The following is a 23,778-nucleotide window of genomic DNA, read 5'->3' as shown; positions in this document are numbered from 1 at the left end:
TTCAACGGCACGCTGCGGCGGGTTCAGATCACCCCCTAGATACAGATAGAGAAGAGAACCACATGGGCAAGGCAACCGGTTTTCTCGAGTTCGAGCGCCGCCACGAGGCGTACGAAGCTCCGCTCACGCGTGTGAAGCACTACAAGGAATTCGTCGCGGCACTCACCGACGACGAAGCGAAGATTCAAGGCGCACGTTGCATGGACTGCGGCATTCCGTTCTGCAACAACGGCTGCCCGGTAAACAACATCATTCCGGACTTCAACGACCTGGTATTCCAACAGGACTGGAAGACGGCGATCGAGGTCTTGCACTCCACGAACAACTTCCCGGAGTTCACGGGCCGAATCTGCCCGGCGCCGTGCGAAGCGGCATGCACGCTCGGCATCAACGACGACCCGGTCGGCATCAAGTCGATCGAACACGCGATCATCGACAAGGCATGGGCCGAAGGTTGGGTCGCCCCGCAGCCGCCGAAGCACAAGACCGGCAAGAAGGTTGCCGTGGTCGGCTCCGGTCCTGCCGGTCTGGCGGTCGCTCAGCAACTCGCGCGCGCCGGTCACGATGTGACGGTGTTCGAGAAGAACGACCGCGTTGGCGGCCTGCTGCGGTACGGCATTCCCGACTTCAAGCTGGAGAAGTGGCTGATCGATCGCCGCATGCGCCAGATGGAAGCCGAAGGCGTGACGTTCCGCGCCAACGTGTTCGTCGGTAAGGCGGATTCGCTGCCGGCCTACATCGCCAACACCGCGAAGGAAACCATCACGCCGGACCAGTTGAAGGAAGACTTCGACGCGGTCGTGGTTGCAGGCGGTTCGGAAACGCCGCGCGATCTGCCGGTGCCGGGCCGTGAGCTGGAAGGCATCCATTACGCGATGGAATTCCTGCCGCAGCAGAACAAGGTCAATGCCGGCGACAAAGTCCCGAACCAATTGCTCGCCAAGGGCAAGCACGTCGTGGTGATCGGCGGCGGCGATACCGGTTCGGACTGCGTGGGCACGTCGAACCGACACGGCGCGAAGAGCGTCACGCAGTTCGAACTGCTGCCGCAACCGCCGGAAGAAGAGAACAAGCCGCTCGTGTGGCCGTACTGGCCGATCAAGCTGCGCACGTCATCGTCGCATGAAGAAGGCTGCTCGCGCGATTGGGCTGTCGCCACCAAGCGCCTCGAAGGCAAGAACGGCAAGGTCGAGAAGTTGATCGCGGCGCGCGTCGAATGGAAGGACGGCAAGATGGTCGAAGTGCCGGGCTCCGAGTTCGAAATGAAGGCCGACCTCGTGCTGCTCGCCATGGGCTTCACGCAGCCGGTGTCGCCGGTGCTGGAAGCCTTCGGCGTCGACAAGGATGCGCGCGGCAACGTGCGGGCCACCACCGAAGGCGACAAGGCGTACTACACCTCGGTCGACAAGGTGTTCACTGCCGGCGATATGCGCCGCGGCCAGTCGCTCGTGGTGTGGGCGATTCGCGAAGGCCGTCAGTGCGCACGTTCGGTCGACGCTTTCCTGATGGGTCATTCGGACCTGCCGCGCTAAGCGTGGCTGCCGGTTTGCCGCAACGGCTGTTCGTGATGCGCAAGCCGGTTAATGTTTGCAGGAAGAGGTGGAGACGACGACGTGCCCCGTTGAGTGGTGCATGAAGTGATGCATCAAGCGGCACGTCAAGGCGGTAAAACAGAGCCGGGCGCCCGAGAGGGCGACCCGGCTTTTTAACGTGCGCCTTGCGAGATCCGGCCCGCGACGTCACTTCCCATAACGTGCCAACGTCAGCCCGTCGAGATCGATTTGCGGCTTGCGCTGCGTGATCAGATCGGCAACGACACGTGCGGAGCCCATCGACATCGCCCAGCCGGTCGAGCCGTGGCCTAGATTGAGCCACAAATTGTCGATGCCCGAAGGTCCGAGCAATGGCGCGCCGTCGGGCGTCATTGGGCGGCGACCCACCCAGAAGTGCGCGGACGTCGGCGCGGCGGCGTGCGGAAACCAGTCATCCAGCACTTTCATCAGCGTTTGTAGCGCCTGCTCGCGCAGTGTGGTCTGCCGGTTGCCCAGTTCCGCGGTGCCCGCCACCCGCAGGTTGTTGCCGAAGCGCGTGATCGCTGTCTTTAGCGACTCGTCCATGAGCGCGGCCCGCGGGGCTTTCTCATGATCGATGACGGGCAGCGTCGCCGAATACCCCTTCACCGGATAGAGCGGCACCTTCACGCCGACCGGTGCAAGCAGCGCCGCACTGTCGACACCCAGCGCCACTACGACGCTGTCGGCCGGCACGATCTCAGCGGCGCCGTTTGCGCCGCGCGGTTCTCCACCGGCTTCACTTTCCACACGCACACCGCGCACCGCGCCGCCTTGCACGTCGAGCGATGTCACGCGTGTATCGAAGCGAAATTGCACGCCGTGGCGCTCGCAGATAGCTCGCAACTCGCGCGTGAAGCGGGCGCAGTCGCCGGCTTCGTCGTCGGGAAGATGAATACCCGACACGGGAGTCGCGCGCGCCCAGCGCAAGCCCGGCTCGATATCGACGCATTGCGCGGGGCTCACTTCCCGATACGCGATGCCCGCGTCGCGCAGCACAGCGAGCGCCGGTTGCGCGAGTTCGACGTCGTACTCGCTGCGAAAGAGTTGCAGATAGCCCTGGCTGCGCCCGTAATCGAACGGATGACGGCCGCGGAATTCGTGCAGGCAGTCCCGGCTGTAATAGGCGATGCGCTGCATCCGCTGCTTGTTGACGCGAAAGCGTTCGAGGTCGCATTCGCGCAACCAGCGCGCGATCCAGCGCCATTGAGCCGGGTCGAAGGACGGACGGAAGATCAGCGGCGACGCCGGCTTGAACAGATACTTGAGGATCTTGGCCGGCATGCCCGGCGCGGCCCACGGCGTCACGTAGCCGGGCGCGATGACGCCCGCGTTGCCGAAACTCGTGGCGAGCGCGACGTCCGGCTCCCGCTCGATCACCGTGACCTCGCAGCCTTGCTGGCGCAGGTAGAAAGCGGTAGCGACGCCGATCACGCCGCCTCCCAGAACAATCGTTTTCATGTGCGTAGACGGGAAAAGTCAGCGGCAATGTCAGCGACAAAAATCAGCCGCGCGCTCAGACGGCAGGACTGGCCGAACCAAGTACCTTGCCCTTCGTTTCGGGCAGGCACAATGCGGCGACGATCACCAGCAGATAACCCGCGCCGGCGACGATGCCCATTGCCTTCACCAGAGACATGCCCTGCGAAAGTGTGCCGACGAGAATCGGAAAGAACGAGCCGAAGCCGCGCCCAAGGTTGTAGCAGAAGCCTTGCCCGGAGCCGCGAATCGCATTGGGGTATAGCTCCGACAAATAGGCGCCCACGCCCGCGAAAATCCCTTGCACGACTATGCCGAGCGGAAATCCGAGCGCAAGCATCATGCCGTCGGTGATCGGCAACATCGTGTAGACCATGCCGAGCACGAACGAGCCGATCGCGAACAGAATGAAGGACGCGCGCCGTCCAATCTTGTCGCACAAGATCGCGCCGACGATATAACCGGTAAACGAGCCGACGATCAGCACGATCAGATAGCCGCTCGTGTTGAACACGGACAAATGACGCACGGTCTTCAGATAGGTGGGCAGCCACGTGGTGATCGCGTAGTAACCGCCGAGCATGCCGGTGCACAACACGCTGCCGAGCAGTGTGGTGCGCAAGTGCGGCCCCGAGAAAATCTGCAGGAAATGCGTAGTCTCAAAGCCGCTCTCACGCGCACGGCGCGTCTGCAGATAGATGTCGGGATCGCTGACGTTGCGGCGAATGTAGATGATCCAGGCCGCGGGCAGCAGACCGATCCAGAAGCACGCGCGCCACGCATACTGTTCCGGCAGCAACGCGAAAAACGCCCAGTAGACGATGGCCGCCGCTGCCCAGCCGAACGACCAGCTGCTTTGCACGGTGCCCACGGCTTTCGCGCGATGCTGCGGCGAGCGGATCGTCTCCGCCATCATGATCGTCACGACCGACCATTCACCGCCGAAGCCGATTCCTTGCAGCGTGCGCGTGGCGAGCAGCTGCCAGAACGAATGCGTGAAGCCCGACAGAAACGTGAATAGCGCGAAGGTGGCGATCGTCCATTGAAGCACGCGGATGCGGCCGTACCGATCGGCCAGAATCCCGGCAAGCCAGCCGCCGAGCGCCGACGAGATCAACGAACTCGTGGCGATCATGCCCGCTTCGCTTTTCGTCATGCCCCACGTCGCGATCAGCGTCGGAATGAGGAACGAGTAGATCATGAAATCGAACGCGTCGACCGCATAGCCGCCGAAACCGGCGTACAGGGTGCGGCGTTCCCGCTGCGTCAGTTCGGTGAACCATTGGAGAGAGGGCATGTTTGTTGTGTTCTCCTGGTTTTTTGTGTGCCAGCGGCTCGTGGGAGGTAGTTCTATTCTACGGGGACGAGGCAAGATGCGGCCAGTTGTGGTCAAAATTGGCAGCGAACATGGCATCAAGCGGTAAGCAGCAGATAACAGACGAGATGCGTAAGAAACGGATCTGGCGATGGCATCCCGGACTGCGTACCGACCAACGCATGCAGGACGACGAAATCCCGCGAAAGCCGTTGCTTACGAACTAATACGCCGTAACCAAAAGAATAATGAACACCGTTACACTGCGCGCGCAGCGCATCGGCTGCACATTATTTGCTCACACTTGCGCCTGCTACATCTAATCGCCTAATGTCCGCCACCGCGAAAATCTGCCCGGAACCTCGCCGCCGCTTTGCGCGCGCGGCCGCGCCCGTGCGCCAACTTGCCGCGTGCGGGTCGCGCCGGACGTTTCTGAAGCGTTCCGCAAGCGTGCTGCTGGTGTCCGGCATCAGCGGTTCGCTGCTCTCCGCATGCGGCGGCGGCAACCTCGATAACGAGCAGGGCGAAACGCCGCGATTGGCCTCGGTCGACAATTTCCGCGATGTCGCGGGCGCAGCCGCAGGCTATCCGACCGTCGACGGGAAAACGATGCGCCGGGGCGTGTTCTTTCGCGCCAACGTGCTCGCGCTCAGCGTGGCTGACCAGACGGAGATCGAAAGTCTCGGCATTGCCAGCGTCTTCGATTTGCGCACCCCAGGCGAGATCGAGCGGACGGCAGATAACTTGCCTCGTGCCACGGTATCGCAAACGTTGAACGTACTTGGCGTGCGCGACTTCATCACGCCAGCTTTCAATTCGGCGGGCGGCGCGGCGGCGTTCATGGAGTCCGAGGCTCGCGCCTATGTAACCGGCGGCGCGCAGCGGGCGAACTACGGCGCGCTGCTGCGCCAGCTGGCGGACGGCACGGGCGCGCAACTCTTCCATTCGAACGCCGGTAAGGATCGCGCGGGTTGGGTTGCCGCGTTGCTGCAGAGCATTGCTAACGTGCCGCTCGACGTCATCATGCAGGACTACCTGTTGAGCAACGTCTATCGCGCACAGGCGATCAGGTCGCAGAAAGAAACTTTGCGTGCGCAGGACGGCGATGCGCTCGCCGCGATCCAGGAGCCCTTGCTCGGCGTTCAGGAGAGCTTTCTGCAGGCGGGCTTCGATCAGGTGCAGGCAAGCTACGGCACGATGACGCGCTATCTGACCGAAGGCCTTGGCGTGTCGGAGTCGGCTATTGAAAGTCTGCGTAGCCGGCTTGTCGTCTGACGGCGCAGGGAAAGGTCCTTCCTGAGAGCCGGAAAAACCCGCGCATAGAACCCGCGCATAAAACCGCGTGCAAAAAAAATCCGCCCCGAATAAGCGGGCGGACTGAGAAGGGCGGCATCGAGGTTGCCGGGGCCAACTATACGGCCGCAGGCCACGCGATAGACGATCCGGTAAGGTGACGTAAGCGCATCAAGCGCATCGGCGGCGGCGCTCGTTTGCGGCATCAGCCAGTGCCAGTGCCTTATGTGGACGCCGACGCCGCCGGCAGTTCGATACACACCTCCAGACCGCCTTGCGTGTGATTGCGTACATGGCAACGTCCGCCGCGATCGTGCGCAAGCCGCGCGACGATCGCGAGGCCGAGGCCGCAATGGCCTTCGCCGCCGCGCGCGGCGTCGAGCCGCACGAATGGTTTCATCGCCGCGGCAATGCGCTCGTCGGGAATGCCCGCGCCATGGTCGCGCACTCTGATGATCCAATGTCCGTCGCTGCGCTCGGTGGCGATGTCGACGGGCGGCGCGCCGTGTTCCAAAGCGTTATCTACGAGGTTCGTCACGAGCCGGTCAAGCAGCGTGCGCGGCAGCGTGAACGACGGGCCCGCGCGCAGATCGAGCGCGAAGAGCGGCGTCTCGTCGGTGCTGGAAGTGCTGTCCATGGTGTCGCCGCTGTCCGTATGTTCGGCGACGCTGTCGCTGGCGGAAAACTGTTCGCGCAGGAACTCGTCGACCTCTACTGCAGGCCCCGCGTCGGCGGATTGGCCGGCGAATTCGAGAAACTGCTGGACGATGTTCGTTAGCGAGTCCACATCGCGTATCAAGCCCGCACGTTCGCTTTCCTCTACCAGCACGCTCGCGCGCAACTTCAGGCGCGTGAGCGGCGCTTTCAGGTCGTGGGCGACACCGGCGAGCATGACGGCCTGATCGTCGCCGGCTTCGTTCAGGCGCCGCATCATGTCGTTGAACGAGCCAATCAGATCGCGCAGTTCGCGCGGGCCTTGCACCGTGACGGGCTCCGGCCGGACGCCCGAACCGAACTCACGCGCGGCGTCGGCGACGCGCGAAAGCGGGCGCTGCATCTGCCAGACCGCGAACAGCGACAGGATCAGCGCGGCGGCCAGCATCGAAATGGATTCAATCAGAAAGCGCGGCGGCGGCGGAAGGTCGACCGGCAACACCACCCAGTTCGACTTGCCGGGAAACAACACCCACAGTTGCGGCGGACGCAGGTCGTCGACGGCGATCTGCGTGCCGGGCGGGAGATTGTCACGCAGGTGCCGCGCCAATTCGACGACGAGATGTTCCGTCGGTTCGTGCAAATGGATGCTCGGCGGCATGTTCCAGGTCGGAACGAGATGCACGCGCATGGCGGGCGCGAGCGCGGCGCCCTTGATCGGCTCACCGTTGATCGCCTGCAGCACCAGCACGATGCCGCGCGCGAAGCCGTCGATTTCATGGCGCGGCGGCTGCATCACCACGAGAACGAACCAGCCGGCCTGAATCGCGAATAGCACCGCCGTCGAAAGCAACGCCATTCTGCCGAACAGCGTGTTCAGCGGGTTTCTCATGCGTTCGAGGCGGCCTCGTCGGAGAACGGCGTGCCGTCCGCATCGGGCACGAATACGTAACCCTTGCCGCGCACCGTTTGCACGTAGCACGGATTGGACGGGTCGTCCTCGATCACGCGGCGCAGCCGCCAGATCGGCACGTCGAGACTGCGGTCGCGGAATGCGAGATTGTCGCGATGCACGAGGTCGTGAATCAGCACGCGCGACAACACCTTATACGGATTGTTCACGAAGATCTTCAGGAGCGCGAACTCACTGTCGCGCAACGGGAGCTTCGAGTCCGCACGCGACAGCGAGCGCGTGGCGAAGTCCAGTTCGAACGGGCCGAACCTGTATGGTTTGCGCGCTTCCGGCGCGCTCGTGGTCGACGGGCCGCGGCGGCGCAGAACCGTGTGGATGCGCGCGAGCAGTTCGCGCGGATCGAACGGCTTGGTCAGATAGTCGTCTGCCCCGAGCGAGAGCCCGACTATGCGGTCGGCCACCGTGCCGCGCGCCGTGACGAAGATCACCGGAATGTCGTCACCGGCGGCGCGCAGCGCGGTGAGCGCGCGTAGGCCGTCGGTGTTCGGCATCATGATGTCGAGCACGACGACCGATGGCCGTTCGCGCTCGAGCCGGCGCTGGAGATGGGTGCCGTCATGCAGCACCGACGCGTCGAAGCCGTTCGACTGCAAGAACTTGCAAAGCAGATCGCGTACGACCGGATCGTCGTCGACGATAAGGACCTGTGGATTCATGGCGAAATTCTAGACTGACGCGCGCAACGCGCGGCCGACTGTTTTCTTACCAATGCTTACCCGGCGCTGCGCGGATTCGGCGCGTTGGCGCGCAAGTCCCGTCCCCCAAGGCTCACAGCATATTTCACCCCTGCCATATTTGGCAACGCGGTTGGCAACGCGGTGGCTATGCGGCCACCAACGTCGCGCATTGCGTCGAAGGCATTCTCATGCCGCGGGCCGCCTTTCGGAAACAATTTGCGCGCAACAGGAAGTAGTGGAAATCGCTCGAAACCGGTCGTAAGAACCGCCGAAAAGCGCGTCTTTCTTCGTGCATCGCGGCGGCCCCGGCGGCGGGATGATTCGTCCTGCAATACGTTGCGCCGCACGCCGGCAAAGCCCAACAGCTGTGTCCGGGAAAGACGGCGCAAGACCGATATCCGCCAACCACGCGAGGCTCATCATGACCGTTCCAAGCAACCTCACTTCCACCCGCTTTTCTGCAGTCGCGCCCACTCAAGCGACGGAAAAGCCCGCGTCTACGGGCAGTTCCGCAAGTGCCGCCGGCACTGCACAAGCCAAGAGCTCCGCAACGCAGCCCCAGCCCTCGATGCCCGCGGGCCTTGTCGGCCACCATGTCAACACGACGGCCTGACCTGCCGAGGCTCGCGTGTCGACTCCAAGACTCCTTGAGCGTTTCATCCGCGCCGCTGCGTGGCTCGCGCTTGGCGCGGTGCTGCTGCCGCTCAACGGCTGCGCCGTTGCCGCGCTGCCCTGCCGGCTCACTTCAGCCACGCTGAAAATCATCCCGGTCGTCGGCCATGCGGCGGCCAGCCCGTTCGACATGTGTTCATCCGCGATCGACTGAATCATGACTCCCCAACGGATTGCCTGCGCGTTGGCGCTCGTTTGCAGCACGTTTTCGCTGACCGCGCCGGCGCAACCGGCGGCGCGCGAAGCGAGCGCGGCGGCTCCCGCATCGAAGGACGCTTTGGCCGACGCGCGGCGGCGTGCGCAGGACACGCCGTTCGCTTTCCGCGGCATTGCGCTTGGCATCACGCTCGACGAATTCCGCGCGGGCTCGAAGGTGCGTGCGACGCCGATCGGCAGTGTGCCGGTCTGCGAGACGGACGTGCAGGCGGGCGTGCTCGGCATGCGGCTGAAGTCGCACGAGAGTTTGACAGTCGCGTGCCGCTGGGCACATCGCGACGACAACGGTTGGGCGTTGTCGCAAGCAGTGGTCGACGGCGCGCCGGCAGCCGAGCACGTGCTGCGCTTCGCGCGTATCGCGGGACGAGGCGAAGGTCGGAGCGAAGGACAGCGCGAAGAGCAAAGCGCGCTGCGTCTCTACGAAATCTCCTTCGTGATCGACGAGGTCACCGCCGAGGACTTGCGCGAGGCGCTCGCGGAGCGCTACGGCCCGCCGCGTCACGCGACGCAGAACGTGTCGGCGCCGGGCGCGCTGCCGGTCTACGTATGGGAAAACGCGGTCAGTTCGATCACGTTGTGTTTTTTGCCGGGCACTCGCAACGGCACGCTGACTTACCTGCTCAAGGGTTCGGACGCGTGGGTCAAGTCGGTCGTGCGGCAGTGGCAGGCAAGCGATGCGGAAGCCGGTTGATGCGCCATGCGGCCTTTACAGCCAATGCACTCGAAGATGAGGCCGATCAGGCCAGGGAGTCAAACAATGCCTACGCTTCGTTTTGCCGTCGCCATGTGCGCGGTGATGGGTCTATCGGCTTGCGCCGGCGGACAGAAGTCGATCGTCGAAACGCCGATGGCGCCGCCACTCGTGTCCGCGCCGCTGAACGTCAACACGCAGGGCGCCATCTACCAGGCCGGCACGCTGATGGTGCTGTACGAGACGCCCCGCGCGCAGCACATTGGCGACGTGCTCACGATCCGACTGTCGGAGTCATATAGCGGCAACAATAGCTCGACGGCAGCGGCGAGCCGCGCAAGCAGCATCACTGCTGATGCCGCCGATCATTCAAGCGGAGCCGCCGCCCGGCTCGCGAGGCTCTTCAACGTCGGCTCAGCAAGCACCGAGTTCAAAGGGCAAGGCAGCCTCACCGACGCGAGCGGCATGACCGGCACGCTTGCCGTCACGGTGATCGGCACGATGCCCACCGGCAACCTGGTGGTGTCGGGTGAAAAGATCATTTCGATGAGCGGAAACCGCGACCGCCTGCGTCTGTCGGGCGTCATCAATCCTAAGGATATCGAAGCAGGTAACTACGTGGCTTCGAGCAAGGTCGCGAATGCGCGCATCGAACAGGCGGGCGTGGGGATGATCTCCGATGCGACGACCATGGGTTGGCTGCAACGAATGTTTCTCAGCGTGCTGACTTTTTGACGTGGACACGGCGCAATGCGGCGCGCCGTGTTTGCGCCGCCTCTGTTTATGTCTGCGCCGTGTCCGAGTCGAGCCGCGGGTTGCCGCGGCGCTTGCCACGCTCTCGCCACGCTTACTGCGAAAGCGCAGTTGGACCGCGCTCAGCCGCGCCGATTTCGCCGTCCGGGACGAACACGTAGCCGCGCCCCCACACCGTTTGCACATAGCGCGGCTCTGACGGATCGACTTCGATCAGACGGCGCAAGCGCCAGATCGACACATCGAGACTGCGATTGCGATGCGCCTCGCTGTTGCCGTGCAGTTTCTCGAGCAACTGCGCGCGCGTGAGCACTGTCATCGCGTGCGTGACGAACACTTTGAGCATCGCGAATTCGCTCGAACGCAGCGTGATGCGCTCGCCGTCGAGGCGCAGTTCGCGCGCCGGGAAGTTGACTTCGAAGCGGCCAAAGCGATACGGCGCACGCTGCTCGGGTGCACTCGGCGCAATCGAGCCGCGACGCCGCAGCACCGTCCGAATCCGGGCGACCAGTTCACTCGGTTCGAATGGCTTGCCGAGGTAATCGTCGGCGCCGAGTTCGAGGCCGATCACGCGGTCGATCGGATCCGCGCGCGCAGTGAGAAGGATCACGGGAATATCGTCGCCCGCGACGCGCAACGCGCGCAGCGCGCTGATGCCGTCGAGCTCGGGCATCATGATGTCGAGCACGATCAGCGCCGGGCGCTCGTCCTGAAGCTTGCGCTGTAGCGCCATGCCGTGCTCGAGCGTGGCGACCTTGAAGCCGCGCCCTTCCAGATACTGGCTGACGAGCTCACGTACGACAGGGTCGTCGTCGACGACCAGAATGGATTGGTTCATTCAGATCATCTTAGTGATCGGCGCGTGCGCAGCAAAGCGGCTGATGCTTTCCAAACCTTTCCTGCGTAAGGAGAGAAATGAGAGAGAGCAATGAGCTCGGTTCAATTAACCTGCGAGGTCTGAATCGTTTGCAGCGTCTGGCGGCTGAAGTCGGTCTGATCGACGACCATCTTGTCGATGAGTCCATTGAGCTTGGTCGACGCCGAAGAGAAACGGTCGGTGTTCAGGCCACCCGTCTGATAGCGGGCGGTGACGAGAATGCGGCCGTTCTGCACGAGCGTCAGGTCGATGATCGACAGGTACTGGATCGACTCGTCGCTGAACGAACGGCGGCCGTAGTCGATCGCGGCGTTGTAGACGAGGCGCGCCTCGCAGCCGGCGGGCGAAGTGCCGGGATTGTAGACGTCCGAACGAATGCCGCGCCGATCCAGCGCGAGTTGCAGCGCCGGCACGAAGTCGCCCACCGACACCGTCTGATTCACTTCAATGCAAACATGGCGCACGTCGGCGGGACGGCCGTTCACAAAGGTCGGCGACGAATAGTTGGCGGCAATCGCGTAGCCGGCCTGGATCACGGAGCCGGTGGCGTCGGCTGCCTGGATCAGCGTCCACGCGCAGCCGTTCAGTCCCACTGTCAGCGTGGTACAGGCGACGAGCCGTGCGCTCGGCCGCCGCAACCTGACCCAGGCCGCGCGAGGGGCTTGCGTGAACGCGTTAGCGCGTGTGCCGGGCAGGAAGGTCATGAAGCAGAGCCAGGTGGCGATGAGGACGAGCAACAGAGATCAACCGTATGCGCGGGACGCAGGAAGACGCGCATCGTCCCGACGCCTAGCGCGTGACGCGCAGGCGCAATTCGTTTTGCCCTTGCACGCTCGCCGTCACGTTGACGCGGCGCTCGGCGGTCGTGACGACGAAGTGCTGGCGTGTCGGCGTATTGACGTCGTGCACGACGTTCGGAAAGCACGCGGCGATGTCCGCGCCGATTTCTTCGAGCGGATCGTTGACCACTCCGTCGGCCTGCCAATGCGCGCGCCAGTGGCAATCGTACGCGTGCGCGTTGGAGCGGCAATCTTCGGCACTTGCGACGCCCGGCAGTTGTGCGGCCGGTTGCGTATGCAACTGCTTGAAGTCGGACGCCTCGACGATGTGCCTGAGCGCGGGGCAAACGTCAGCCGGCTCGTTCGGCGGAGTGGTTTGTGCTGCTTGTGCGGCGCTCGCGAGCAGCATGGCTGTGCCGAGAGCAAGCGCGAGGCGGTGAGTGTAATGAGGAGAGCGGCGATCGAGTGACATGAGCGAAGAGTCCGTTAGCAGTGAATGGCTGCGGGCCAAGGGGAGGGCTCGCACGACTATCGTCGCTGTAGTGGACTCTTTTCAAAGGGCGGAAAAGCTCGCCCGCTTCGCAAATGCTTTCGAACTGTTCTCGCGTGTTTCCGGATCTTGCCGTTGTGCTGCCCGCGTGTCGCCCGCTTCGTTGTTTGCGACCGTAGTTCCGGCGAGTTGCTCGCGTCCCTCGTTCGACTCGGTGGTTCAACCCAAGGTCAATCCGCCGTCGACGTGAATCACCTGGCCGGTGATGTGACGGGCTTCGTCGGAAAGCAGAAATGCAATCAGCGCCGCGACGTCGGCCGGCTCGGCGATGTGGCCAAGCGGCGTCGACTCGGCCGCGTGCGTCCACACGGCGGCGTTATCGGCGCTCGGCCCGCGATCCTTGCGCGTATAGCCGGGCGCGACGCAATTGACGGTCACGCCATGCGGCGCGAGTTCGGCAGCCGCGGTTTTCGCGAGCGATTCCAGCGCCGCCTTGGCGGCCGCTGTGGCGGTAAACGGCGCGTCGGCGCGATACCGGTGTGCGACGAACGAACTGAGCGCGATCACGCGTCCGCGCCTCGACGTTTCCAGTGCCGGCGTGGCGCGTTTCACAAGCGCTGCAAACGCGGCCGGCATCGCGGCGAACGCTGCGCTCAGCGTGTCGGGGTCGAGTGTCTGCAGGGTTTGGCGTTGCGCGTGACCTGCGTTGGCGACCAGTTGATCGAGCGCGCCGAAGGTTGCGAGCGTTTGGTGCACCACATGTTCGGCCGCGCCTCGCTCGGCGAGGTCGCCGAAGACGGTGGCGCAGGCCGCGCCGTTCGCGCTGCAATCGGCGGCAACCTGGGCGAGACGCTGACGCGATTCGTGATCGGCGCCGCGTGCGTGCAGCATCAGCGCAATGCGTGGGGTGCCGGTCAAGGGCGCGGCCCTCGGCGTGGCGCCTGCCCCCGGAGCGGCCATCTGGAAGGCGGCCGTGCGCGGGGCAGCGAGCCGCCGGGCCAGCGCCGCCCCAATTCCCGACCCCGCGCCGGTGATCAGTACGACGCGCTCGAAAGCCGCGCTGCCGCCGCTCGCCGCGTCGCTGTCGGAAATCATGCGGCGACCGCTTCGCTGGAGCGCTCGACTTCGAGCGTCTCGTCATGGAACGCAGCAAGCGATTCGCGGTGCGCGACGCTGACAATCGCCGCCTTCGGCAGGCGCTCGGTGAAGAGGCGATAGAGCCGCGCTTCGTTTTCGGCGTCGAGCGCGCTCGTCGCTTCGTCGAGGAACAGGTAGTCCGGCTTGTGCAGCAGCACGCGTGCGGCGGCGAGACGCTGTTGCTCGCCCGGCGACAACATGCGCGTCCAGTGCCCCGATTCCTGCAAACGGTCCGCGTAGTGCGACAGATGGCAGGTGACGAGCGCCTCGCGGCATTCGTCGTCGGTATAAGTGTCGGCTGCCGACGGATAGGTGAGCGCTGCCTTCAGCGTGCCGATCGGCATGTAGCTGACCTGCGGGATGAACATCATGCGCGCGTTGACCGGCGCGTCTATCGAGCCGTCGCCGAACGGCCAGAGGCCCGCGAGCGCGCGCATCAGCGTGCTCTTGCCCGAGCCGGATGCGCCGCGCACGAGCCACCGTGAGCCGGGTTCGATCGCGATATCGCGGATGCGCGACAGCGGACTGCCGTTGGGAAGCGCGAGCTTGAGGCCGTCGGTGGTGAGCGAGTCGGCATCGACGAAATGGAGGTTGATGCCGCCGTGCGCGGTGGCGGGCGAGACCGATTCCTTCAGACGCGGCGCATGCACGACCCGCTTGAATTCGCGCAACCGGTTCACGGTCGCGCGCCACTCGACGAGCGTCGAGTAACTGTTGATGAACCACGAGAACGAATCGCTGACGGTGCCGAACGCGCTCGAAATCTGCATCAGCACGCCGAACGTGAAGGCGCCCGCGAAGTAGCGCGGCGCGGCCACGACGAGCGGGAAAATGATCGCGATCTGGCCGTAAAAGCTCAGCACGAAGGTCAACCGCTTCGTGTACTTCATGACCTGCCACCAGTTGTCGCGGATCCGGCCGAACAGCGAATGCGCGTTTTTCTTCTCCGTGTCCATGCCGTTGTAGAAGGCGATCTGCTCCGCGTTTTCACGCAGACGGATCAGGCCGAAACGGAAATCCGCCTCGACTTTCTGCGCCTGATAGTTGATCGGCACGAGCGGGTGGCCGACTTTCTGGATCACGAGCGATCCGACCACCGCGTAAAGCGCGGCCGCCCACACCATATAGCCGGGGATGTGCAGCGGTACGCCGCCGAGCGCGATGGTCAGTGCGCCGGCGAGCGACCACAGGATCGTGATGAACGACACCAGCGTGACGACAGTGGACAGCAGGTCGAGCGTGAGCGACAGCGTGGTGGTGGCGAACGACTGAAGGTCGTCGCTGATCCGCTGGTCGGGGTTGTCGGCGAGGCGGTCGCGCTCGATCCGGTAGAACGCGCTGTCGTGCAGCCACTCGTTCAGATAGCGCGTGGTGAGCCACTGACGCCAGCGGAACCCGAGCATCTGCCGCATATAACGCCCGTAGACCGCGAGAATGATGTAGCCGAACGCGAGCCCTGAAAACACCATCAGCAGATGCGGGAAGTCCCGCACGTTCTTGGTTTGCAGCGCGTTGTAGAAGTCCGCGCTCCAGCGGTTGAGCCGGACGTTGATCCACACGACCAGCAGATTCATCACGATGATCGCGAGGAGCAACGCCCACGCCGTCTTGCGTTCTTCCGACACCCAGTAGGGCTTGATCAGGCTCCATGCGGAGACTTTCTCGTCGGGCGGCAGCGCGGGGCTGACGGATGTATTCGTTGTCATGAGCGTCCTGAGGATTGCTGTTCCATTCGGGCTGTTGTGCCTGTGCGGGTCGCGACATCCGGCGAGCGCCGCCGGTACGATCGCCGATTCTGGCGCGAAGCCCTTAAGCGAAAATTAATGATCGGCGCAAGTTTTCCCGACGATCACGCTGCGGGTGTTGTGCATGCGTTGCCGCAACGCGCCGCCGGGCCCGGCGTACTGCCGCATTCGCCGCGCCATCTCTGCTGGCATTGTGCCAGAGCGCCGCGCCGCCGATATCGGTGACGCCAAACGCGGTGCCGGATCAAGGCGCGTGCGATATCGCGCGCCGCTCGTTTGCGAGCGCCGCGCCTTTTATGGTCTAATGACCTTCGACGAAACAGGGGTGCTTCGCACTTGAGCGGCGTGATTTTCACGCTGCGGCAGCGAGGCTGAGAGAGACCCTTTGCACCCGATCCGGGTAATACCGGCGCGGGAAGTTTCCGGAAGCAGCCAGTCTTCCATTCCCCGCCGGGCGGCGTACTTCATTGGAGCGCGCTATTGCCTGGCCGGCCTTGCCCGCCGGTTTCGTCCTGGGTACGCGCTTCTTTTTAGCCGTACGGAAAGGACTCGATGACCGCCTATTCTTCAGTTATGTTTCTTGCTCCTTGTCGCGTCGCCGGTGGCGTGCACTGCATTGCCATTGCCCGTTGCATCGAATTGGAGCGCGCACGATGAGCCACGCCGCACAACCCGATTTCGCGGTGCTCGGCGGCGGCCTGTGCGGGCGTCTCGTCGCGTGGCGGCTTGCTGGGCAAGGGCATCGCGTCGCGCTCTATGAGCGCGGCGACGCAGCCGGTTCGCAAGCCGCCGCGTGGGTCGCCGCAGCAATGCTGGCGCCGCTTGCCGAAGCCGCGAGTGCCGAACTTCTGATCACGCGACTGGGCGCGGCCTCGCTCGATACCTGGCCGCAAGTGCTGGCTGAACTGCCCGAACCGGTGTTCTTTCAGCGCAATGGCACGCTCGTCGTCTGGCATCACGCGGATCGCACCGAGGCGCCGTTGTTCGAAAGACGTGTGCGTTCGAACGCGCCGGCCGAATTGCTGGAGGGCGGCTTCGTCACGCTGGCCGGAGCCCAGCTCGGCGCGGCCGAGCCCGCGCTGGCGGGACGCTTCAACCAGGGCTGGCTCCTGCCGCGCGAGGGCCAGCTCGACAACCGTCAGGTGCTTCGCGCGCTTGCGGCGGGGCTTGCTCAACGCGGCGTTCAGACCCACTGGAATACGCCCGTCAGCGACGGCGCGCTGCCGCCCGCACGCGTCACGATCGACTGCCGCGGACTCGGCGCCAAACCCGTGCTGCCGACGCTGCGCGGCATTCGCGGTGAAGTCGCACGCGTGCATGCGCCGGGCATCAACCTGACGCGCCCGGTGCGGCTGCTGCATCCGCGCTATCCGCTCTATATCGCGCCGAAGCAGGACGACCTCTACGTGATCGGCGCGACCGAGGTGGAGGGCGAGGATATGTCGCCCGTCAGCGTGCGTTCCGCGCTGGAGCTTCTGAGTGCGGCGTTTTCCGTGCATCCGGGCTTTGGCGAGGCTCGCATTCTCGAGCTGAATTCGCAGTGCCGCCCGACCTTGCCCGATCATCGGCCGGCGTTGCTTTGGGACGGCGCGCAGACAATGCGCGTGAACGGACTTTATCGGCACGGCTACATGATCGTGCCCGAAGTCGCCGACGAAGCCGTGCGCTTCGCAGCGGCGCTGCTGGACGGGCGCATCGGCAACGCCGACGCGTTCGCGGACTGGCAGCGCGGCGCGCGCTGGAGCGAGCTTTTCCAGCACGACTGCGCGCGGGAGCCGGCATGAGCGCCAAACCGTGCCGCAGTGCCGTTAGCACGCTTGTGCTTTAGCCATCGACTGAAACGTATTCGAACATCATGGACATTCACATCAACCAGAAGCCGCTGTCGCTGCCCGAAGGCGCGACTGTCGCCGATGCGCTCGCCGCTTACGGCGCGCGGCCGCCGTTCGCCGTCGCGCTGAACGGCGATTTCGTCGCGCGCGCGCAGCACGCGGCGCGCGCGCTGCAACCGGGCGACAAGCTCGATGTCGTGCAACCCGTGGCCGGCGGCTAAAGCCGCCACGCATTGCAGGAGACCAGGACCATGCAAATGACTACCCCACAGGCCGCCGACGCGCTCACGCTGTACGGCCAACCCTTCGCGAGCCGCGTGCTGCTTGGCACGTCGCGTTACCCGTCGCTGCAATCGCTGTCGGATTCCATTGACGCCGCCCAGCCCGGCATGGTGACGGTCGCGCTGCGCCGGCAGATGAACGAAGGCGGCGCCGAAGCCGGCTTCTTCGATCTGCTCAAGCGCCATGGCGTGCCGTTGCTGCCCAATACGGCAGGGTGCCTGACCGTCGGCGAGGCTGTGGCGACCGCGCACATGGCACGCGAAATCTTCGAAACCGAGTGGATCAAGCTCGAACTGATCGGCGACGACTACACATTGCAACCCGATCCGGTCGGTCTGATCGAAGCGGCCGCGAAGCTCGTCAAAGACGGCTTCAAGGTGCTGCCGTATTGCACCGAAGACCTCGTGATCGGCCGCCGTCTGCTGGATGCCGGTTGCGAAGCGCTGATGCCTTGGGGCGCGCCGATCGGCACCGGCAAGGGCGTCATCAATCCGTACGGCTTGCGCGTGCTGCGCGAGCGGCTGCCGGACGTGCCGCTCATCGTCGACGCCGGACTTGGCGTGCCGTCCCATGCGGCGCAGGTGATGGAATGGGGCTTCGACGGGGTGCTGCTGAACACGGCCGTGTCGCAGGCCACGCATCCGGACGCGATGGCGCGCGCTTTCGCGCTGGGCGTCGAAGCGGGGCGCCAGGCGTTTCTGGCGGGACCGATGGCCGAGCGCGAGAGCGCGCACGCGAGCACGCCGGTGGTCGGCATGCCGTTCTGGCATCAGGACGGGAGCGCCGCATGACGCAAACATTGGCTCTGAAAGACCGCGACCTGTTCTGGCCGCCCGCCGACGAACTCACTGAGGCGACTGAGCGCATCCGCGCGCGCCTCGGCGACTGGCCGCCTACTCACGCGCCGTGGCGTATCTGTTTGACCGCGCCGGACGAGCCGAACGGCGGCGACCTGATAGTGCTCGCCGACGCGGCGCGCCACGGCGAGCAGATGGCGCACTGGCTGGTAAGGGGCGCGGCGGTGGTCGAAGCCGCCGAGAACAAGGCCACGCTGCACTTGGGCGGCGAAAAATATCGTCTTGAAGGGCATCTCGCGGAAGACTGGATTCCCGCGCTGGCCGCATTTCTCGATTGCGGTTTCGATCCGCACGACGCGCTCGTGCTGGCGCTCGCGTGGCGCGACGGCGACGAAACGCGGACCAACGCCGACGGTGACGCTTTCCCCTGCGATCTGGCGACTTTCCCGCGCCTTGCCGGTTTGCCGCAGGCGCCGGCGCAGGCCTTTCCGCGCTGCCCGGAGCGGCTTGGGCTGTATCCGGTTCTGCCGAGCGCGGAGTGGGTCGAACGGGTGGCTGGCTTCGGCGTGAAAACGGTGCAGTTGCGCCGGAAGTCCGCCCATCCCGCCGACGAGCTTCAGCGAGAAATCGCCCGCTGCGTGGCTGCGGGGCGCCAGCACGACGCGCAGGTTTTCATCAACGACCACTGGCAGGCCGCGCTCGATGCGGGCGCTTACGGCGTGCATCTGGGCCAGGAAGACGTGCATACGGCGGATCTGTCGGCGCTCGCCGCGGCCGGCGTGCGGCTTGGACTCTCAACTCACGGTTTCTACGAAATTCTGAAGGCGTTGCATTTTCGTCCTAGTTACATCGCATTGGGCGCGGTGTTTCCGACCACGACCAAGGTGATGCCCACTGCGCCGCAGGGCCTCAAGCGCCTCGCGCGCTATGTCCGTCTGCTGGACGGCGTCGTGCCGCTGGTCGCCATCGGCGGGATTGATCTGCAGGTGCTGCCCCAAGTGCTCGCAACCGGTGTAGGGTGCGCCGCGGTCGTGCGCGCCGTGACAGAAGCAGCCGATCCCGCTGCCGCAGTTTCCGCACTGCAGCAAGGGTTTACGCGATAATCCGGATGATTCGTTAAGGGACAGGGCACCTCACGGCAACTTTTGCATGATGGCCCTATAATTCGGCCTTCCGTGTAAAAGGACTGTCAGTCAGTGTCTTCCCCCTCCGAGACCTTACTCGAGCTGCGCAATGTCGACTTCGGTTACGGCGACCGGCTCGTCCTGTCGAACCTGAACCTGCGCTTCAAGCGCGGTCAGGTCGTCGCGGTCATGGGCGGCTCGGGTTGCGGCAAGACCACGGTGCTACGGCTGATCGGCGGTCTGGTGCGCGCCCAGCGCGGCGAGATTCTGTTCGACGGCGAGAACGTCGGCGCACAGACGCGCGAAGGCCTGTACGCACTGCGCCGCAAGATGGGCATGTTGTTCCAGTTCGGCGCGCTGTTTACAGACATGTCGGTGTTCGAGAACGTCGCATTCGCGCTGCGCGAGCATACCGAGCTTCCCGAGGAACTCATCCGCGACCTCGTGCTGATGAAGCTCAACGCGGTCGGCCTGCGTGGCGCGCGCGACCTGCTGCCGTCGGAAATTTCGGGCGGCATGGCACGGCGCGTGGCGCTCGCGCGCGCCATCGCCCTCGACCCCGAACTGATGATGTACGACGAGCCGTTCGCCGGTCTCGATCCGATCTCGCTCGGCATCACGGCTAACCTCATCCGGGCGCTCAATCAGGCGCTCGGCGCGACGTCTATTCTGGTGACGCACGACGTGCCGGAATCGTTCGCCATCGCCGATTACGTTTATTTTCTGGCAAACGGCGGCGTCCACGCCGAGGGCACGCCCGCGCAACTGCGTGCGTCCAATGACCCGACGGTGCGGCAATTCATCGACGGCGCGCCAGACGGCCCGTTCAAATTTCACTATCCGAGCAAGACGCCGCTGGCGGCGGATTTTGGCGTCGGCGGAGGTCAGTCATGATCGGTTCACTGATCAGCTCGCTCGGCCGCTCGGTGCTCGACGGGCTCGGCACGGCCGGCTATGCGACACGCTTTTTCATGCGCCTGGTGCTCGAGTTTTTCCCGTTGCTGCGCCGCCCGCGTCTTGTCACGAAGCAGATCCACTTCGTAGGTAATTATTCGCTGGTGATCATCGCGGTGTCGGGCTTGTTCGTCGGCTTCGTGCTCGGTCTGCAGGGGTACTACACGTTGAATCGCTACGGCTCCGAGCAGGCGCTTGGGCTGCTGGTCGCGCTATCGCTCGTGCGCGAACTCGGGCCTGTAGTCACGGCGCTGCTGTTCGCCGGTCGCGCGGGCACCTCGCTCACCGCAGAAATCGGCCTGATGAAGGCCGGCGAGCAATTGACCGCGATGGAAATGATGGCGGTCGACCCGGTCAAGGTCGTGGTAGCGCCGCGCCTGTGGGCCGGCATTATCGCCATGCCGATTCTCGCCGCGATTTTCAGCGCGGTAGGCATTGCAGGCGGCTACGTGGTCGGCGTGCTGCTGATCGGTGTGGACGCCGGCGCGTTCTGGTCGCAAATGCAAGGCGGCGTGGACGTCTGGCGCGACGTGGGCGCGGGTGTCGTCAAGAGCGTGGTGTTCGGTCTCGCGGTGACGTTCGTGGCGCTCTTTCAGGGCTATGAAGCCAAGCCGACGCCGGAAGGCGTGTCGCGCGCCACGACGAAGACCGTCGTGTACGCGTCGCTTGCGGTGCTCGGCCTCGATTTTCTGCTGACCGCGCTGATGTTCAGCTAAGACTGCGCTGCATGTTTTCGGCTGCGGCGCGTCAGTGGCGCGCGCGGCGGAGTAACGGCGGCGCGGCAGATTCACTTTGGGATGACGATGAAAAAGACTGCTCTCGACTTCTGGGTCGGCCTGTTCGTGGTGCTGGGTTTTGTGGCGTTGCTGTTTCTCGCGCTCAAGGCCGGCAACATGAGCTCGCTGTCGTTCCAGGCAACCTACCCGGTCAAGCTCAAGTTCGACAATATCGGCGGATTGAAGGCGCGCGCGCCCGTGAAGAGCGCGGGCGTGACGGTTGGCCGCGTCGGCTCGATCGGTTTCGACAGCAACGCCTATCAGGCGGTCGTTACTATCGACATCGACAAGCAGTACCAGTTTCCAAAAGACACGTCCGCAAAGATCCTGACCTCGGGCCTTCTCGGCGAGCAATACATTGGGCTGGAGCCGGGCGGCGACTCCGAGATGCTTAAAGCTGGCGACACGATCTCGATGACGCAATCGGCAATCGTGCTGGAAAACCTGATCGGGCAGTTCCTCTATAGCAAAGCGGCTGATTCGGGGGCGTCCAAGCCGGGCGCGGGATCCGCGGCACCTGCTCCGGCGCCGGCGGCGGCTTTACCCGCTTCCGGCTCGGCCGGTCAATAAGGAGAACAATAATGCAGACCTCACACGCTGGGAGCGCAGGCGCCTTCCGGGCGGCCAAACTGGCCGTCGCCGCCGCGCTGCTCGCCGGTTGTACCACGGTGCAGACGCCCACCAAGGGCGATCCGCTCGAAGGCTTGAATCGCACGATCTTCACGGTCAACGACAAGCTCGACCAGTACGCGCTGAAGCCGGTCGCCAAGGGTTACGTGTTCATCACGCCGCAGCCGATTCGCGACAGCGTAACGAACTTCTTCTCGAATATCGGCGACGTCTACATCGCGGCCAACAACCTGCTGCAGCTGAAGATCACCGACGGCGTGCAGGACATCATGCGGATCGTGATCAACACGGTCTTTGGTGTCGGCGGTCTGTTCGACGTGGCGACGCTCGCCAAGCTGCCCAAGCACGACAACGACCTCGGCCTGACTCTCGGCCACTATGGCGTGCCGGCAGGTCCGTATCTGGTGCTGCCGCTGTTCGGGCCGAGCACGGTGCGCGACGCGGTGGGTTCCATCGGCAATTACTATGTGAATCCGCTCAGTTATATCGATCCGGCGGGTTTGAGCTGGGCGCTGTATGGCCTGAACATCGTCAATACGCGCGCGAATCTGCTTAACGCGAGCGACGTGCTGGAAGGCGCCGCGCTCGACAAGTATTCGTTCGTGCGTAACGCATATTTGCAGCGGCGTCAGTATCTGCTGTCGGACGGCAAGCAGTCGCAGGCGTTACCGAACTATGGCGACGAAGCGCCGCTGCCGAAATACGAAGACGTCGACGGCACGGCCGCCGGTGCGCCGGCAGGCGCGGTGACAGGAACGGCGGGCGCTGCTGGAACGAGCGGTGCTGCCGCAAAGGCGTCGGCCGCGTCGGGTGCAAGCGCCGCGACGCCGCCGCAAGCCGCTTCGGGAACCGGAACGGCTAACAACGCCGCCGCGCCCGAGTCCGCTTCGGGCAGCATGGAAACTCCGCCGCTCGATCTGAACGGCGGCCCGGAAACTACGCAGATCCCGGCGGGCCAGCTTGTGCCGCCCACGCGGTTCAACATCCCGTCATTCAAATTGCGCTGACAGCGTGGCCGTAACAGATCGATACGACTCTCGCAGTTTGCGCATGGATTGCCGCTGAACTCGCGTGTTAATGTCGGTTCAAACGGTTGCACTATTTTTTACGCAAGGCTCGATATGAAAAAATTTTTCCTGATTCCGTTGTTTGCTGCGCTGTTCTCGTTCACAAGTGTTGGTGCATCCGCGCAAACCGTCGACAGTAGCGCGCCGGACGTGCTGATCAAAACGGTCACGCAGCAGGTGATCGACGCGGTGCGCGCGGACAAGTCGATCCAGCAGGGCGACATCTCGCACATCACTCTGCTCGTCAACCAGAAGATCCTGCCGTACACGGATTTCCGCCGCACCACGCAGCTGGCGATGGGCCGCAACTGGCGCACGGCGACGCCTGAGCAGCAGAACCAGGTCGTCGAGCAGTTCAAGATGTTGCTGATCCGCACTTATTCGGGCGCGCTTGCTCAGGTGCGCGACCAGCAGATCCAGTACAAGCCGTTCCGCATGAACCCTGACGACACCGACACGGTGGTTCGCTCCGTCGTGATGAACAACGGCTCGCCGATCCAGCTCGACTATCGTCTCTACAAGACGCCGCAAGGCTGGCGTGTTTATGACATCAACGTGCTCGGCGCGTGGCTGATCCAGGCGTATCAGCAGCAGTTCAACGAGCAGATCCAGCAGAAGGGCGTGGACGGGCTGATCCAGTTCCTCACGCAGCGCAACCAGCAGCTCGCCGCGGGCAAGCAGTCGTGAGCGAAGTGCTGAGCCCCGTCGTCAATCGCTTCGCGAGCGGCGCGACGCTCACCCATGCGAGCGCGAATGCCGCGCTTGCGGCGGGTCTCGAGCGGATCGCCGCTGGCGCGGGCGCGGTGGATTGCGCGCCGCTTACGCAGTTCGATTCGTCGGCGCTCGCCGTGCTCCTCGCATGGCAGCGAGCCGCTCAGGCTCGCGGCGCCGCCCTCCAGATCCTCAATCTGCCGGCTGGCCTTGCCAGTCTTGCGCAAGCCTACGGCGTCGATACGCTGTTGTCGGCGCGACATTGACGCTCGCCTGACGCGTT

General features: G+C 64.4%; 25 protein-coding genes and 1 riboswitch. Of the genes, 15 read left to right on the top strand and 10 right to left on the bottom strand.

Going from position 1 to position 23,778, the window contains the following annotated elements; genetic code table 11:
* The first annotated feature begins 62 nt into the window (after nt 1-62).
* Nucleotides 63-1,532, top strand: coding sequence for a glutamate synthase subunit beta (locus JMY24_RS29730; protein WP_128595927.1), 1,470 nt, complete (start codon nt 63-65; stop codon nt 1,530-1,532).
* 207 nt (nt 1,533-1,739) lie between these two features.
* Here the strand turns inward: JMY24_RS29730 and JMY24_RS29725 are convergent, their stop codons facing one another.
* Together JMY24_RS29725 and JMY24_RS29720 are read right to left on the bottom strand one after the other, a co-directional pair.
* Nucleotides 1,740-3,032 carry a D-amino acid dehydrogenase gene (locus tag JMY24_RS29725; RefSeq protein WP_128595926.1) on the bottom strand — a complete coding sequence of 431 codons (1,293 nt, stop codon included), beginning with the start codon at nt 3,030-3,032 and terminating at the stop codon, nt 1,740-1,742.
* A 55-nt stretch (nt 3,033-3,087) separates the two neighbouring features.
* Entirely contained in the window at nt 3,088-4,347 is a 1,260-nt protein-coding gene (locus JMY24_RS29720) for an MFS transporter (RefSeq protein ID WP_128595925.1), read from the bottom strand.
* Nucleotides 4,348-4,695: 348 nt separating this feature from the next.
* On the opposite strand from JMY24_RS29720, the gene JMY24_RS29715 reads away from it, so the two are divergent.
* Nucleotides 4,696-5,640, top strand: a complete 945-nt coding sequence (locus JMY24_RS29715) for a tyrosine-protein phosphatase (protein ID WP_128595924.1) — start codon at nt 4,696-4,698, stop codon at nt 5,638-5,640.
* A gap of 241 nt (nt 5,641-5,881) precedes the next feature.
* On the opposite strand, the gene JMY24_RS29710 is transcribed toward JMY24_RS29715, so the two are convergent.
* The 3 genes from JMY24_RS29710 to JMY24_RS29700 are packed head-to-tail and all read right to left on the bottom strand — an operon-like array spanning nt 5,882 to nt 8,351.
* Nucleotides 5,882-7,204, bottom strand: coding sequence for an ATP-binding protein (locus tag JMY24_RS29710; RefSeq protein ID WP_128595923.1), 1,323 nt, complete (start codon nt 7,202-7,204; stop codon nt 5,882-5,884).
* Nucleotides 7,201-7,941: a response regulator gene (locus JMY24_RS29705; protein ID WP_128595922.1), complete on the bottom strand. Its 741-nt coding sequence runs from the start codon at nt 7,939-7,941 to the stop codon at nt 7,201-7,203. Before JMY24_RS29705 ends, JMY24_RS29710 begins: the two co-directional genes overlap by 4 nt.
* A gap of 56 nt (nt 7,942-7,997) precedes the next feature.
* A complete protein-coding gene (locus JMY24_RS29700) occupies nt 7,998-8,351 on the bottom strand; it encodes a hypothetical protein (protein ID WP_128595921.1) in 354 nt (117 codons plus the stop codon).
* 269 nt (nt 8,352-8,620) lie between these two features.
* On the opposite strand from JMY24_RS29700, the gene JMY24_RS29695 reads away from it, so the two are divergent.
* From JMY24_RS29695 to JMY24_RS29685, 3 genes are all read left to right on the top strand, one after another.
* Entirely contained in the window at nt 8,621-8,788 is a 168-nt protein-coding gene (locus JMY24_RS29695; RefSeq protein ID WP_328809285.1) for a DUF6726 family protein, read from the top strand.
* A gap of 3 nt (nt 8,789-8,791) precedes the next feature.
* Nucleotides 8,792-9,541, top strand: a complete 750-nt coding sequence (locus JMY24_RS29690) for a hypothetical protein (protein ID WP_201703409.1) — start codon at nt 8,792-8,794, stop codon at nt 9,539-9,541.
* 66 nt (nt 9,542-9,607) lie between these two features.
* Entirely contained in the window at nt 9,608-10,276 is a 669-nt protein-coding gene (locus JMY24_RS29685) for a flagellar basal body L-ring protein FlgH (protein WP_128592007.1), read from the top strand.
* A 112-nt stretch (nt 10,277-10,388) separates the two neighbouring features.
* Here the strand turns inward: JMY24_RS29685 and JMY24_RS29680 are convergent, their stop codons facing one another.
* The 5 genes from JMY24_RS29680 to JMY24_RS29660 all read right to left on the bottom strand — a co-directional run bounded on the left by JMY24_RS29680 (nt 10,389) and on the right by JMY24_RS29660 (nt 15,283).
* Nucleotides 10,389-11,132, bottom strand: a complete 744-nt coding sequence (locus JMY24_RS29680) for a response regulator (RefSeq protein ID WP_128592005.1) — start codon at nt 11,130-11,132, stop codon at nt 10,389-10,391.
* Nucleotides 11,133-11,233: 101 nt separating this feature from the next.
* Complete coding sequence (locus JMY24_RS29675) at nt 11,234-11,875, bottom strand: hypothetical protein (protein ID WP_193414915.1); 642 nt, start codon at nt 11,873-11,875, stop codon at nt 11,234-11,236.
* 85 nt (nt 11,876-11,960) lie between these two features.
* Nucleotides 11,961-12,422 (bottom strand): hypothetical protein, encoded by a 462-nt coding sequence (locus tag JMY24_RS29670; RefSeq protein ID WP_128595917.1) that lies wholly within the window; start codon nt 12,420-12,422, stop codon nt 11,961-11,963.
* A 237-nt stretch (nt 12,423-12,659) separates the two neighbouring features.
* Complete coding sequence (locus JMY24_RS29665; protein ID WP_201703408.1) at nt 12,660-13,535, bottom strand: SDR family NAD(P)-dependent oxidoreductase; 876 nt, start codon at nt 13,533-13,535, stop codon at nt 12,660-12,662.
* Nucleotides 13,532-15,283, bottom strand: coding sequence for an ABC transporter ATP-binding protein/permease (locus JMY24_RS29660; RefSeq protein ID WP_128595915.1), 1,752 nt, complete (start codon nt 15,281-15,283; stop codon nt 13,532-13,534). The genes JMY24_RS29665 and JMY24_RS29660 overlap by 4 nt, the downstream gene beginning before the upstream one ends.
* 350 nt (nt 15,284-15,633) lie before the next feature.
* A riboswitch (TPP riboswitch) is annotated at nt 15,634-15,757 on the top strand.
* Nucleotides 15,758-15,975: 218 nt separating this feature from the next.
* Between JMY24_RS29660 and JMY24_RS29655 the strand changes: the two genes are divergently transcribed.
* The 10 genes from JMY24_RS29655 to JMY24_RS29610 all read left to right on the top strand — a co-directional run bounded on the left by JMY24_RS29655 (nt 15,976) and on the right by JMY24_RS29610 (nt 23,761).
* Nucleotides 15,976-17,106: an FAD-dependent oxidoreductase gene (locus JMY24_RS29655; RefSeq protein ID WP_201703407.1), complete on the top strand. Its 1,131-nt coding sequence runs from the start codon at nt 15,976-15,978 to the stop codon at nt 17,104-17,106.
* A gap of 71 nt (nt 17,107-17,177) precedes the next feature.
* Complete coding sequence (gene thiS, locus JMY24_RS29650; RefSeq protein WP_020070630.1) at nt 17,178-17,375, top strand: sulfur carrier protein ThiS; 198 nt, start codon at nt 17,178-17,180, stop codon at nt 17,373-17,375.
* Nucleotides 17,376-17,411: 36 nt separating this feature from the next.
* Nucleotides 17,412-18,227 (top strand): thiazole synthase, encoded by an 816-nt coding sequence (locus JMY24_RS29645; RefSeq protein WP_201703418.1) that lies wholly within the window; start codon nt 17,412-17,414, stop codon nt 18,225-18,227.
* Nucleotides 18,224-19,336 carry a thiamine phosphate synthase gene (gene thiE, locus JMY24_RS29640; RefSeq protein WP_201703406.1) on the top strand — a complete coding sequence of 371 codons (1,113 nt, stop codon included), beginning with the start codon at nt 18,224-18,226 and terminating at the stop codon, nt 19,334-19,336. The genes JMY24_RS29645 and thiE overlap by 4 nt, the downstream gene beginning before the upstream one ends.
* 93 nt (nt 19,337-19,429) lie before the next feature.
* Nucleotides 19,430-20,251 (top strand): ABC transporter ATP-binding protein, encoded by an 822-nt coding sequence (locus JMY24_RS29635; protein WP_128592102.1) that lies wholly within the window; start codon nt 19,430-19,432, stop codon nt 20,249-20,251.
* An 8-nt stretch (nt 20,252-20,259) separates the two neighbouring features.
* Nucleotides 20,260-21,027, top strand: a complete 768-nt coding sequence (gene mlaE / locus JMY24_RS29630; RefSeq protein WP_128595913.1) for a lipid asymmetry maintenance ABC transporter permease subunit MlaE — start codon at nt 20,260-20,262, stop codon at nt 21,025-21,027.
* 87 nt (nt 21,028-21,114) lie between these two features.
* Nucleotides 21,115-21,657, top strand: a complete 543-nt coding sequence (gene mlaD / locus JMY24_RS29625; protein ID WP_128592100.1) for an outer membrane lipid asymmetry maintenance protein MlaD — start codon at nt 21,115-21,117, stop codon at nt 21,655-21,657.
* Between the two features lie 11 nt (nt 21,658-21,668).
* Nucleotides 21,669-22,724 carry an MlaA family lipoprotein gene (locus JMY24_RS29620; RefSeq protein ID WP_201703405.1) on the top strand — a complete coding sequence of 352 codons (1,056 nt, stop codon included), beginning with the start codon at nt 21,669-21,671 and terminating at the stop codon, nt 22,722-22,724.
* A 114-nt stretch (nt 22,725-22,838) separates the two neighbouring features.
* A complete protein-coding gene (locus JMY24_RS29615) occupies nt 22,839-23,471 on the top strand; it encodes an MlaC/ttg2D family ABC transporter substrate-binding protein (RefSeq protein ID WP_201703404.1) in 633 nt (210 codons plus the stop codon).
* Nucleotides 23,468-23,761 carry an STAS domain-containing protein gene (locus JMY24_RS29610; RefSeq protein WP_128595910.1) on the top strand — a complete coding sequence of 98 codons (294 nt, stop codon included), beginning with the start codon at nt 23,468-23,470 and terminating at the stop codon, nt 23,759-23,761. The genes JMY24_RS29615 and JMY24_RS29610 overlap by 4 nt, the downstream gene beginning before the upstream one ends.
* Nucleotides 23,762-23,778 lie beyond the last annotated feature (17 nt).

Origin of the sequence: Paraburkholderia kirstenboschensis, assembly GCF_904848585.1 — a bacterium.
GTDB classification, from domain to species: domain Bacteria; phylum Pseudomonadota; class Gammaproteobacteria; order Burkholderiales; family Burkholderiaceae; genus Paraburkholderia; species Paraburkholderia kirstenboschensis.
This window is presented reverse-complemented; position numbering and strand designations above follow the sequence as displayed.